This is a genomic window from Pontibacter aquaedesilientis (assembly GCF_014773225.1).
Classification (GTDB): Bacteria; Bacteroidota; Bacteroidia; order Cytophagales; family Hymenobacteraceae; genus Pontibacter; species Pontibacter aquaedesilientis.
Window position 1 is genome coordinate 68,540 of the sequence record NZ_JACXAJ010000001.1, and the last position, 13,121, is coordinate 81,660.

At 51.7% G+C, this 13,121-nt stretch carries 9 protein-coding genes; 4 read left to right on the plus strand and 5 right to left on the minus strand.

Annotated elements, in window-relative coordinates:
• Positions 1–22: 22 nt before the first annotated feature.
• The gene (locus tag H9Q13_RS00330; protein ID WP_191181769.1) at positions 23–2,185 is read right to left on the minus strand and encodes a sensor histidine kinase; all 2,163 of its coding nucleotides are present in this window, start codon (positions 2,183–2,185) and stop codon (positions 23–25) included.
• A 140-nt stretch (positions 2,186–2,325) separates the two neighbouring features.
• Here H9Q13_RS00330 and H9Q13_RS00335 point away from each other — a divergent pair, with 140 nt between their 5' ends.
• Positions 2,326–3,411 carry a T9SS type A sorting domain-containing protein gene (locus H9Q13_RS00335; protein WP_191181770.1) on the plus strand — a complete coding sequence of 362 codons (1,086 nt, stop codon included), beginning with the start codon at positions 2,326–2,328 and terminating at the stop codon, positions 3,409–3,411.
• Positions 3,412–3,525: 114 nt separating this feature from the next.
• Here H9Q13_RS00335 and H9Q13_RS00340 read toward each other — a convergent pair whose 3' ends face one another.
• Complete coding sequence (locus tag H9Q13_RS00340) at positions 3,526–3,753, minus strand: hypothetical protein (RefSeq protein ID WP_191181771.1); 228 nt, start codon at positions 3,751–3,753, stop codon at positions 3,526–3,528.
• Positions 3,754–3,985: 232 nt separating this feature from the next.
• Here H9Q13_RS00340 and H9Q13_RS00345 point away from each other — a divergent pair, with 232 nt between their 5' ends.
• Positions 3,986–4,351 carry a hypothetical protein gene (locus tag H9Q13_RS00345; protein ID WP_191181772.1) on the plus strand — a complete coding sequence of 122 codons (366 nt, stop codon included), beginning with the start codon at positions 3,986–3,988 and terminating at the stop codon, positions 4,349–4,351.
• An 80-nt stretch (positions 4,352–4,431) separates the two neighbouring features.
• Here the strand turns inward: H9Q13_RS00345 and H9Q13_RS00350 are convergent, their stop codons facing one another.
• Entirely contained in the window at positions 4,432–5,838 is a 1,407-nt protein-coding gene (locus H9Q13_RS00350) for a DEAD/DEAH box helicase (protein ID WP_191181773.1), read from the minus strand.
• 291 nt (positions 5,839–6,129) lie between these two features.
• On the opposite strand from H9Q13_RS00350, the gene H9Q13_RS00355 reads away from it, so the two are divergent.
• Positions 6,130–6,717: a helix-turn-helix domain-containing protein gene (locus tag H9Q13_RS00355; protein ID WP_191181774.1), complete on the plus strand. Its 588-nt coding sequence runs from the start codon at positions 6,130–6,132 to the stop codon at positions 6,715–6,717.
• Between the two features lie 45 nt (positions 6,718–6,762).
• Here the strand turns inward: H9Q13_RS00355 and H9Q13_RS00360 are convergent, their stop codons facing one another.
• Positions 6,763–7,197, minus strand: coding sequence for a response regulator (locus H9Q13_RS00360; RefSeq protein WP_191181775.1), 435 nt, complete (start codon positions 7,195–7,197; stop codon positions 6,763–6,765).
• 2 nt (positions 7,198–7,199) lie between these two features.
• Entirely contained in the window at positions 7,200–10,508 is a 3,309-nt protein-coding gene (locus H9Q13_RS00365) for a PAS domain S-box protein (protein WP_191181776.1), read from the minus strand.
• Positions 10,509–10,875: 367 nt separating this feature from the next.
• Between H9Q13_RS00365 and H9Q13_RS00370 the strand changes: the two genes are divergently transcribed.
• Positions 10,876–13,110, plus strand: a complete 2,235-nt coding sequence (locus H9Q13_RS00370; RefSeq protein ID WP_191181777.1) for a heavy metal translocating P-type ATPase — start codon at positions 10,876–10,878, stop codon at positions 13,108–13,110.
• Positions 13,111–13,121: the final 11 nt, after the last annotated feature.

Here is a 13,121-nt window from a genome sequence, read left to right on the forward strand (position 1 = left end):
AGGCTGCATTTAGCCTCCTAAATCAAACAGTGAAAGGTAAGAAAATCTCAAATCTGCTTCCTTTGCCAGGTTCGCTCTGTAGCCGGATGTGGCCGTTGTGCGCCTTTACGATAGCCTTTACATAGCTTAGCCCCAGACCAAATCCTTTTATATTGTGCAGGTTGCCGGTAGGCACCCGGTAAAACTTGTCGAACACCCGCAACTGCGTGTCCCGGGTCATGCCTACCCCTTTATCTTCCACGGCAAGCAGCACGCCGCCCTCCACATTCTGCGTCATCAGCACAATGTCAGGGCTTTCAGTGGAGTACTTGTTGGCATTGTCGAGCAGGTTGCAGATGATGTTGTAAACGTGTACCTCGTCAAGTTTCAGTTCATGCTCAAAAGCGCACAGTTGCGTTGTGATCTGGCCAAGGCGCTCTTCTACCTGCAGCCGAATGCTGTCTATAGCTTTTTCGATCAGGGCGTGCAGGTCAACAGGCTGCAGGTTCATGCGGTAATCGTTTTTCTCCAGTTGCGCGATCTGCAGCACGTTCTCCACCTGCACGTTCATGCGCTTATTTTCCTGCCGGATGATGTTGGTGTAGTACTTGATTTTTTCGGGGTTACTGTAAATCTTTGGGTTGGCAATGGAATCTGTCGCAAGCGAGATGGTGGCAATCGGCGTCTTGAATTCGTGCGTCATGTTGTTGATGAAATCGTTCTTCATCTCAGACAATTTCTTCTGCTTGAATATGATATGGATCGTCGTGCCGAATGTAGCCATGATGACCAACGTAAAGATGGCTGAGAACAGCAGCATTACCCACAGTGATTTCAGGGCGTAGGCCTGGCTATCGGGAAAGTAAACGGCCAGGTAATCGGGTTTATCGAAGATGTCGTTCGGGAACAGGCTAGCCTTGTAAGTCGTGAAGGCGTCAGCAGCTGTGTCAGCTATGTGGCTGGCCACCACGGTGTCCTGTTTGCCTGAGAGTACCCAGTAGCCAAAATCCAGCGCGATGCCCTTGCTTTGCAACTCGGCCTGCAGCATGCCTTTCAGGTCGGTCAGACTAAGGCGCTCCTGCAGAGGCACTTCCTTCGAGACATACTCCACCACCATTTTCTCCACTACGTCGTTGAGCTTTTCTTTCTTGGCCTCCAGCTTGGCTGGATCGGGCTGCGTGGGTGTTTCAGGTATAGCCAACGGGCTAGGCGGGTTCAGGGACAGGCCGCGAGCCATGTTTGGCACAGAAACAATGGTATGGGTGAATAGTTGCTTTTCACGCGTGATGTGACGGGCCTTGCCGGGTTTATCCGTTAGCGTGAGGCCTCCATGAGGTGGCCTGACGCTCTGATGCGGGGTGGTGGCAGATAGCTTGGGGTGAGCGGCACGTTGCATCTGGTAATCGCCTGCGCTACTTTTTTTCAGAACGAAAACACTGTCCCGCAGGAGGTTGAGCGCGGCGATCTCCTCTGGCTTCAATTTGCTGTTAGGCCTCTGTTGCCGCCAGATGCTGTCCATGTGCAGGGCAATGTACTGTAGCGTGTCCACCGAGATCCGGATAGACTTGCCATTGGCCTGACGTACGTAGGTGCGCACGCTGTCATTGATCCGCTCGATTCGTACGGCATTACCTGCATGAAGCTGTAAAGTGCGCGAGGAGTCCCGGTAAGTAAAGGCATGCATGTTGTTGAGGCGCTCCAATTGCGCCAGAGAAGCGGCAGGTAAACTAATGGCCGCCTCGGTATAGGCTTTGGCCCAAATGGCTGAATCCCTGGAAGCGAAGTTGATGTGGACGTAGTTGCCGCCGATGTCTGGTTTGGCCTTCTGTCGGGCTATAGAAACCTTTGCAGTTGAAGCGGTTTGGGGAATTGACCGTTTTGGCTCAGCTACAGCTGATGTTCCGGCCACAGGCGGATAAAACGTGGGAGTTAGCGGAATGGGGGGGGCGGCAGGTATAAACCCGGCCGCAGGCAAAACATCCGCATCACTATCCTGCAGTGTCGCCATGCCGCTCGCCACAGCCGACACGGCCTCCTGGGTCTCCAGCTTTTCGACCACTTTGGCCAAGGCCTCATGCACACTGCGGTCGAACTGCTCTTGCTTGACACGCACCGCGTCCGAAATCCAGTACAGTTGCAAGCCCACCACGCCCAGCAGCGAGATGCTCATCAGCACGATAACCCCTATGATAGTCAGTTTGCTCACATAACAAATCTACGTTTTTCAGATGGCTTGTGCACGCATTTAACTTTTCATTAACAGACTTTAACCTGGCTTTAACGCTTACCGGTTTGGTGGCTGCGTACATTTGTGAAAACGATCTTCAAACCCATAACTCTCACACTATGAACATGATCACGATACCCCGTTTTGCCGTTAAGCTGGTCTTACTGCTGCTGGCGCTACTGCCGCTGCACCAGGTGCTGGCCCAAAAAGCTCAAAAAGAATCACTTGAAATTCACCTTAAACTGAAACGCACAGCCGATGGCAAAACAGTGGTAATAGACACAACCTTTTCTGCCGCCAGCCACGAGGAGCTGATCAAAGCGATCAAAGCGGCCAACCTGGATACGGCTCATTTCCCAATGCTCAGAGCGTATACCTTGGATGCGGAAGGCCGTGGCAGGTTAAAAGGAATGGCCATCGACACAGCCAGGCTGCGTAGCCTGGCTGATGTGCACATGCGGGTGATCGTTGCCGACAGCCTGGCTGGGAAAGGGGAGCGTCACATCGAGATCATCAAGATCGATGGGGAAAGTATGTCGCTCAAAGGCCATCCTGGGCTGCATACCTGGACCGAAAAGGATTCTGGCCGCGCCTTTACGATAAAAGAAGGAAAGCACACTATGGCGATCAGCCCCGGCGAAGGAGAGCGCGTGGTAGTGAAGCGTATACCTGGTCACTCGAAATCAGACTCGATGATGCGCAAAGAGGGAAATTCTTTCATCAAGATCATAACCGAAGCAGAAACCGGGGATCATAAGATATTCCGTATCGAGGCAGACGGGAAAGAGGTGGAAGTGAAGGGAGAGGACGTCGGACTAGGTATAGCCAAACCGGACAGACGGGCTATTTTCATTGTTCGCAAAGCAAGGGTGGAAGATATTACCGCTCATGAAAAAGAACAATTGAAGGCCACTGGCGCACCCGTGGAAACAAAATCCAGGGAAGAACTCAAGGTAGAGGAAATCAATTACCACCCAAACCCGAACAACGGCCGCTTCAACCTCAGTTTTACACTCAAAAACAAAGGCACCACTGTAGTCCGGATCATGGATGACAAAGGCAGAGAAGTATTTGTGGATACAGTGGAAAAGCTTAGCGGGGAGTATAGCCGCCAGATTGACATCTCCTCATTCGGCTCCGGTCTGTACTTTCTGCAGGTGGCCCAAAATGGCCGGTACCATACCAAAAAGCTGTTGGTGCAGTAATGCCAATCGAGTGGTAGCGTAAGCCAGTGGGGGACTTATCCCACGCCGGGATGCGTCCGGGTAATGGAGTAGTGCGCTGCTGGCTTTTCTGAAATGGTCATTTCAGGTATAGGCTTAGTGATGATGGTGGTGGTCGTGGTCGCTGGGTTTACTGTTGAGGTTAACCACGGTGCCCGCCCCGAAAAAGACGAACCAGCACAGGTATAGCGCCGAAAAGTTTTCCACCGTCTTGCCGATGAACAGCAGGATCAGGTTTGCCACGATGGTCATCACCAGGCCTGTTGCCGCTACAAACTGGTACGAGTTCATCTCCCGTGGGTCGTATATCTTGGATAATTTCATGTGCCGCTTCGGTTAAAGGTTATTTTCTGTAACGCTTTTTGGGTGACAGTGGTGCCACTGCTTCAGAATTATCCCGCAAAGATAGCAGAAAGAAGCTGGATTAGGCATGGTTAGTGCCAAGGGCCTGAAAGCTGCCTTATGCCAATGGTTGTATTTTTATGTTAAATATATTGGGCTTTACTAACTGTAGCTACAAGGCAGCGTATACAGAGGGAAACCAAATCGAAATGACATGTCAGCAGAAGATAAAAATAAGACACCGAACAGCCCCAAGAATGTAAATGACGAGCATCGCAAAGGCCAAACCATGGGAAACAATCCAGACCCATCGGCTAAGCGAAACATCGGGTACGGTGGGGCCATGGAGCGTGCCGACCAAAAAGATAGCCTGGAGAACCTGCACATTGAAGGCAACGAGGCCACAGGCTATGGCGCTAATGACCCGAACAGCACCGAGGAGTTTGCCCAAGGCCCTGGCTTTGAGTACGAAGGAAGCGACACCGCTATGGACGATGACGTGAACGGCATCAGAAGTAAACCACAACCGCTCGGCAGCAAAGACACCGAGTCAACGGACAGCGACCCGAGCCGAATCTAGGGTATAGCCAAATGGCTATCAATGCAAAAGCCCCGCCACAGGAATGTGGCGGGGCTTTTTTATAGGTATGGGCGAAGCTGTTAAGCTTCTCTCACCGAAGAAGTCCTGCCTTGGCTGTTGCCTCTGGAATTCTTGTTGCGCCAAGAGCCACTGCGGCCTCCGCCACTTGTACGGCTGCCTGCAGAACTGTTCGCGTTGGGGCGGTTGCCTCCAGTGCTGCTGCCACCAGTGCGGTTTTCAGCATTTCGGCTTCCAGCATTTCGGTTTTCACCGTTACGATTTCTACCACCACGGTTGCCGCCCGGCTTAGGGCCTTTCGGAGCTTTTGCAGATTCCAGGTTCAGGGCCAGGTGAGAAGGCAATGCAAACGGATGGTCTGCTTTTACAGTCAACTGTTTGTTGATGAGCTTTTGGATGTCGCGCAGGTAAGCACGCTCCTCTGTATCGCAGAATGACAGGGCAACGCCGTTATTTCCCGCACGACCAGTACGGCCAATGCGGTGCACATAGGTCTCCGGCTCGTTTGGCAGCTCATAGTTGATCACATGCGACAGTTCTTCCACGTCAATGCCGCGGGCCGCTATGTCGGTGGCTACCAGCACGCGGGTAGTGCCAGCCTTAAAGTTACCCAAAGCACGCTGACGCGCATTCTGTGACTTGTTACCATGAATGGCCTCGGCCTGTATGTTAGCTTTGTTGAGGTCCTTCACCACGCGATCGGCGCCGTGTTTGGTGCGAGTAAACACCAGCACACGCTCAATGTCGCTATCATCGAGAATATGTTTCAGCAGATGGCGCTTATCGTTCTTCTCCACCAGGTATAGCGCCTGCTCCACCTTCTCGGCAGTAGACGAAACCGGGGTTACCTCCACTTTCACTGGATTCACCAAGATGGTGTCAGCCAGCTTTTGGATAACGGGGGGCATGGTAGCCGAGAAGAATAATGACTGGCGCTGCTGCGGCAGCATCGGTATAATGCGCTTAATGTCATGGATAAAGCCCATGTCCAGCATGCGGTCTGCCTCATCCAGCACAAAGAACTCGACTTTCTTCAGGTTGATGAAACCCTGCCCGATCAGGTCGAGCAGACGGCCCGGTGTGGCAATCAGCACGTCCACGCCGCGCTTGAGGGTCTGTACCTGGGCATGCTGCGACACGCCACCAAATATCACAGTGTGTCTGATGTTGGTATTCTTGCCATAGGCTGCAAAGCTGTCGTTGATCTGGATAGCCAGTTCGCGCGTAGGGGTCAGAATAAGTGTTTTTATGGAATTGGATGATCTGTCTTTCTGGTTGTGCAGGAGCTGCAATATAGGGATGGCGAAAGCCGCCGTCTTGCCTGTGCCTGTCTGGGCGCAGCCAAGCAGGTCGTTGCCTGCCAAAAGGTGAGGGATAGCCTGTTCCTGTATAGGCGTTGGCTGAGTGTAGCCTTCCGCCTGAAGCGCCTTCAGGATAGGTTCAACTAATTGTAATTCGCTAAATGTCATGTATGATTGTTTATTGCAAGCTGCAAAGGTAAGTTTATAAATCGGCTTGCTTTGATTTATTTGCTGACAACCACTTCCGGCGTTATAAGCCTGCTTGTTTTGTCAGTCAGGGGTACAACAGGCGCGAAGGTACAATAATTCAAACCACACCAAATAGAACCCACTAGCACAGCGCTTGACCGGATATCGCTCGCAAGCAAAATGTTTTGTTAGATTTGTGGGCGCTACGAGCCGACAACTTTTCGGTGCAGGAGCGTGTTAAAATCAACAGGTAACCCTTTAAACTATGCCATGCCCAACTTCTACACCATTCATATCCGTAATATGGTCTGCCCCCGCTGCATCAATGTGGTGACTGAAGAATTGGAGAAACTACAGTTACAACCGGTGGAGGTTCGGCTTGGGGAGGTGCAGTTGGCGGGAGAGCCCAGTACAGAACAGCTGGAGCAGCTCAGGCAGGTGCTTTTACAGAACGGCTTCGAGCTGCTCGAAGACAAAAAGGCGGAGATGGTCGAGAAGGTTAAACTGGCCATTATCGGACTGATCCGTTCAGGCGAAGTCGAGAATCTGAGCACGAACATATCGGATTACCTGGCAGAGGCCCTGGGGCGCGACTACCACTACCTCAGTGGCCTTTTTTCGTCGGAGGAGGGCGTTACGATCGCCCGATATGTGGTTTTGCAGAAGGTGGAGCGGGCCAAGGAACTATTGGCATACAATGAGTTGAGCCTGAGTCAGATCAGCTACCAGCTTGGCTACAGCAGCGTGGCGCACCTCTCGGGCCAGTTCAGGCAGGTGACGGGTATGTCGCCGAGCGAGTATAAAAAGAATGCCTCCCGTTTCCGCAAGCCCCTCGACCAGGTGGGAGGCAAGGATTAAGGGAGGCATTTACAGAATATCCATTGAACCCGGCCAGCCCCCGAACTAAGAGTGGAAGGGAGGCCGGTTTTCCGGTATGATAAACTCTTCTCTGATGAAATCCAGAATCTCAGGGGAAAGCGGTTTGGAGAAGAACTCTTTCACTTCCTTGTGGCTTCTGGCACACTGAATGTCTTTGCGGTCCACGGCCGACGAAAGCATGAACAGGTTACACTTCTGCAGGGCATCTTTCGGCAACTTGCCGTACTCCTCAATAAAGTTCCAGCCATCCATTCCCGGCATGTTTATGTCCAGAAAAATAAGGTCCGGGAAAGCATCTCCTGAAGGTGTAGCGGTGGTTTTGAGAAAATTCAGGGCTTCTTCAGCACCCTGAAAACTAATCACCTCTTCTGCAAAGCTTTCATTTCGTATGATACTCTCGCAAACGAAGTTGTTCACTTCATCGTCATCAATCAAAACTACTCTTTTCAATAAATTCATTACTACACGTTGTATCTAAAATATATACTAAAGGTGGTGCCCATTCCCACCTTGCTGTCAACTTCCACTTTCCCGCCGAGTAGTTCGGCCTGTGTTTTTACAAGATGAAGGCCCAGACCCCTGCCTTCTGTGTGCGGGTGGAATCGTTTGTAAAGTCCAAAGACCTTATCTTTTTCCTTATGGAGGTTAATTCCAAGCCCATTATCGGACACACTCAGACAAATATAATTAGGAATTATGGAAGTTTTAATCTGTAGCTGCAAAATTCTGTCAGGAGATTTGTATTTAAAGGCATTGGTTACAAGATTATGCATGATGCTATGCACATAACTCCGCACTGCGACCACGCTCGGGGCCTCGCTGAAGTTGGTCACAATGTTGGCATGCTCGTCCATCACTTCTTCCGGTAAGCTACCCACCACATCCTCAAGTATTTCGCCAAAGTTCACCTCTTCTCGCACTTTGTTTAACTCGCTGCGAATGGTCAGAATATCGTTCAGGTCACGAATAGTGGCATCCAACAACTTGGCAGATTTAAACAGGTTGTCGATAATGCGGGAGTTCATGGGGGTGTCGGGCTTGCTTTTGTTATAGATGGTGGTGAGCCCCAGGATGTTGGCGATGGGGGCGCGGAGGTTGTGAGATACGATGTAGGCAAACTGCTGCAGGTTTTGATTTTGCTTCAGCAACTGGTCTGTGAGCTCGTTGCGTTTCTCCTCGGCCAATTTATACTGCGTCATGTCTGAGGCAGAGCCATCGAGGCGGTATACCTGACCCGACTCGTTGATTTTAGGGGATATCCGCAGCATGAACCATTTCAGTTCCTGCTTGCGCGTCCAGATGCGAAGTTCGCAGTGCTGTCTTTCTCCGGCCAAAAGCTTCGGTATAACCTGCTCCTGTAGGTATGTCCTGTCCTGCTCGTGTACGGTATGCAGCCAAAGGGACGGGTTTCCAAGAAATTCCTCTTCAGCATAGCCTGTCAGTTCCACGGATTGCGGACTGACATAAATGAGGTTGAGGTTGGTGTCGGCTGAGAAAATCACCTCTGGTATGTTCTCGAGCGTTGACTGCAGCAGATTTTTGGCCCTGAGCACTTCCTGCTCTGTGTTCTTGCGGTCCGTTATATCCTGCACGGAGCCATGGAACCTGGTGAGTTTGCCGGCTTCATCAAATTCAGGTTCGCCAATCTCAATTAATATGCGCGTGCTGCCGTCCGGGCGCACAATACTGTGCTCAAACGAAAAGATCTCCCTGCTCTTGGCTGCAGCTTTATAGGCCTGCACAATCAATTCGCGCTCTTGCTCGGGCACGAAACGCAATACATTTTGCAAAGTCGGCTGAAAGGCCATTTTAGACACGCCGTAAATATCATAAACACTGTCAGACCAAGTAAGGATTTCCCGATCAAAGTCGAGTTCCCAGTTCCCCAGATGCGCCAGGTGCTGCGCCCTGGCCAACTGTTCTTCGTTGCGCTTGATCGTCTCCATGGCCAGCTTGCGTTCCGAGATATTGAGGATGCTCAACGATACGGCCAATACATTGTTTTGAGGGTCTAATACAGGCCGCAGCGCTATTTCATGCCAGAATGCCCCATGGCCGGTTTCGTAGATCACGGTCTGTCCCTGCAAGACTTTGGCGTGATTGGCCTTTAACTGACCGGCCATGCTTTTATCCACGAGGTGGAGAATATTCTGCCCGGCCTGAAGGTCCTGCAGGAGCATGGCGCGGACATCCTGCTTCGCCACGGCATTGAACATGATAATGTGAAGGGACTGATCTAGCAGGTATATCGCCTGTGGCGAACTGTCAAGCAAAGCCCGCAGGTTGGCCTCGCTTTTGACAAGCTGTTGCTGGGCCACTTTCTGGTCAGTCAGGTCGATCATGGTGCCGTTCCAGATCACTTGGCCGGCGCCTTTTAAGGTGGGAAGTCCGTGGGCCTGCACCCACTTCCAGTTTTCTGTGTGTTGTTGCCATATCCTGAACACCACCACCAGCGGCTCCAGGGTGCGGTAGGAGTTTAGCAGTGCCTGCTGCACTTTTGGCGTATCGCTCCGTTTTATGTGATGGTACAAGGCGGAGGGGTCGGCATACAAATCCGCAGGGTTGATCTGGAAAAGGGGTTCAATGCCGGCACTCACAAACGTGAACGAATAGTCGGTGTCACTGCTCATCTGAAGCTGAAAGACCGCGCCAGGTATGCTGGAACTGATCTCAAGCAGCTGCTTCTCGCTCTTCTGCAGTTTTTCGATCATCTTTTGCCTTTCATCCACGTTCATGGCCACCACCAGCCGAGGCACGTGAGGGCCGGACACAGACAAGGCGTGTGATTTTACCTCCACGTCGAACACGCTGCCATCCTTGCGCATGTGGCGTGCCCTGCTGGACTGAGACTCTAGCTTATCCTGCTTGTTCAGTTTGTACTTCAGCAGTGGCACGTCTATTTCAGGACGTATATGGAAGATGGTTTTAGCCAGAAATTCAGCCCTGGTGTAGCCATACTCTTTGAGCGCGGCTTCGTTCACTTGCAGAAACTGTAAGGTATGCTGATCATATACCCACATTGGCATCGGATTGCGATCAAACAGCATTTTGTACTGGTTCTGACTCTCCAGCAAAGCTTTTTCCAACTGCTGCCTCCCGGTAATCTGGGCGTTGAGCAGGGCATTGTCTCTCCGCAACCGTTGGATAATGCTGCGCACCAGCACAATGGCGATGATTGTCACCAAAAGCGCCAGCCCCAGCAGCATTCTGTGGATTCTGACAAAGTGCGTGACAGAGCCGGTGGCTTTCTGCCCGCTTTGGCGGGTGGCATTGTGGATATTGTCGCTCAACTGGTTTAGCAGGTTCTGGTGCTGCCGGTACTCAGGGGTTAAAATATTGTGATTGAAAGATATAGCTGCCTGCCTGTCTCCCGCTCGGCTCAGTTCCAATAAGTGGACGATCAGGGTGTCGTGCACAGAAGTTTCCTGCTCAAACCTCCGGAGAATAGCTAGCCGACCCTTGTCTACAAAGAGTTTATTTAATCGGGCAATAATTTTTTTGTTCTGAGCTTGGGTATTTATAATCTCAAACTCATATTCCTGCTTGTCAACATCGGAAGAAGTAGTAAGATGCAGCAGTATAGCCTTATGTATGGTGTTTTCGTTGTCTTGAAGCTTATCTATTAGTTCCAGATCGAGCAACATTCTCGATACGTATGCCTCTTGGTTTTCCTGTATGTCTCGGGCCTGGAAAAAGGTATAGGAGATAATGATGAGTAGTGTCAGGAGCAACCCCGAAAACGCCAGCAACACATAATGTATTGTGCGCAAGGATTGCGGTGTAAAAGGTAAGTTGTTTGTTTTCAGCATGGGTCGTTTGGCGTGGCGCAACACAGTGAAAATGCGGTAAATAGCCTATGCATCGATAGACTGAAGGGTAAGCAAGCCGCCGTATTGCTATACAACTTTACTAAATCCGTTCTATAATAGCAACAATTACCGCTGGTATACATTCAAAGAATCCAATGTTTGGTCAGGTATACAATCAGGTATACAAAAAGTAGCATGGGTTGAAGGCCGCCCTGGAACGGCGTAACCTAAATCTGTAAATCTTATGCAGGATTATATAAAGCGCTGGCCTTTAACTGTGCGTACCTTTGTTATGTTAGATTTTCAAGCAACTAAGTGAAACTGGCCAATGAAGACAGCAACAGCGGATCAATATAAGAAAGAGACTTTCCCTGTGGAGGGGATGACCTGCGCATCCTGCGCCTCAAGTATCGAGAGTATGCTGCGCACGGTGGAGGGAGTAGAAGAGGCCAATGTCAATTTTGCCGGAAAGATGGTGCAGGTGGCCTATGCGCCAAAGCAGGTTAACCCGGGTCTACTGCGCGATACTTTGCATGAGATAGGTTTTGACCTGCTGATTGAGCAGCACACGGAGGAAGAGTTGGAAAGCAGGCAGGCCGCAGCGTTGGCTTCCCTGAAGACAAAGACCATAGTAGCCGCTTTGTTGGCATTTCCGGTGTTTGTGCTGGGTATGTTCTTCCACAATGCCTTTAGTTGGGGCAACTGGGCCATGCTCGCCTTCACCGCACCGGTATTGCTCTGGGCCGGGCGGCACTTCTTCGTGAACGCCTGGGGGCAGGCCAAGTACCTACGCGCCAACATGGATACCCTGGTGGCCTTGAGCACCGGTATTGCCTTTGCATTCAGCGTGTTCAACACCGTATACCCGCAATTCTTCCTCAGCCGCGGACTTGAACCGCATGTGTACTATGAGGCGGTAGCTGTAATTATTGCCTTTATTCTGATGGGCAAGTACCTGGAGGAAGGCGCTAAGAGTAGGAGTTCAGCTGCTATCAAAAAGTTGATGGGCCTCCAGCCTAAAACCGTGCGGGTAATCAGAAATGGCGTGGAAGCCGAGATCAGGATAGAGGAAGTGCGGGTCGGTGACAGCGTGCTGATGCTGCCAGGCGACCGTGTACCTGTGGACGGGGAAGTGGTGTCCGGTACCTCTTACGTGGATGAGAGCATGCTAAGCGGAGAACCGCTCCCCGTTCAGAAGCAAACGGGGGATTTGCTCTTTGCAGGCACCATCAACCAAAAAGGAAGTTTGCAGCTAATAGCACGTAAAACCGGTGGGGAAACCATGCTGGCCCACATCATCAAAATGGTGCAGGAAGCGCAGGGTAGCAAAGCCCCCGTGCAGAAGCTGGTTGATAAAATAGCGGGCATATTTGTGCCGGTCGTATTGGTAATTGCCCTGCTGACCTTTGCCGCATGGCTGGTGCTGGGCGGGCAGGCTTTCCTCTCGCAGGCGCTCGTCTCTATGATCTCGGTACTGGTAATTGCCTGCCCCTGTGCACTTGGCCTTGCCACACCAACTGCCATCATGGTGGGGGTTGGCCGTGGTGCTGAGCAGGGGATCCTGATTAAAGACGCCGAAAGCCTGGAGCACGCCTACAAAGCCAACGCCATCTTACTCGACAAGACCGGAACTATCACAACCGGCAAACCCGCAGTGACGGATGTGGTGTGGGCACAAGGGATAGACCGGCAGCAGGAACTTGAGCAGCTTTTTTACTCCATGGAGGGCAAGTCTGAGCACCCGATCGCGCAGGCCATCTATACCTATTACAAGGAGCAGGGCATGCAAGCCAAAGAACCAGCCTATTTCAACAGCATCACGGGCATGGGTATAGAAGCTGACTTTGACGGCGAACGTTTTTATGCGGGCAACCAGAAACTGTTAAAGCAGGAAGGTATAGCTATAGCGGACCACCTGCTGCAGGCCGCGCAACAGCTACAGCAGGATGCCAAGACGGCAATTTTCTTTGCTGACAAGCAACAGGCACTTGGCGTGTTTGCTGTGAGTGACCCAATCAAGCCGGCCGCTGCGGAAGGGGTAAAGCAAATGAAGGATGCAGGCCTGGAGGTATACATGCTCACCGGTGATAATGCACAGACGGCTGCAGCCGTGGCACGCCAGGTCGGGGTGGAGCATTTCGAAGCTGAACTGCTGCCGGACGACAAGGCCTCTTTTGTAAAGAAACTGCAGGCAGAAGGCAAGGTGGTGGCCATGGTGGGCGACGGCATCAACGACGCTCAGGCCTTGGCCACGGCTGATGTGAGCATCGCGATGGGACACGGTACTGACGTGGCCATGGATGTGGCGGGCATTACGCTTATGCGTTCTGACCTCATGCAGGTGGCAGCGGCTGTTAACCTGTCGCGGGCCACGGTCCGCACTATCCGGCAGAACCTGTTTTGGGCCTTTATCTATAATGTGATCTGTATACCTGTGGCCGCTGGTTTGCTATACCCGTTTACTGGATTTCTGCTGAACCCCATGATCGCAGGGGCAGCCATGGCGCTGAGCTCGGTGTCGGTAGTCAGCAACAGCCTGCGCCTGCGGGGAGTAAAGATTTAAATTGAAAATAT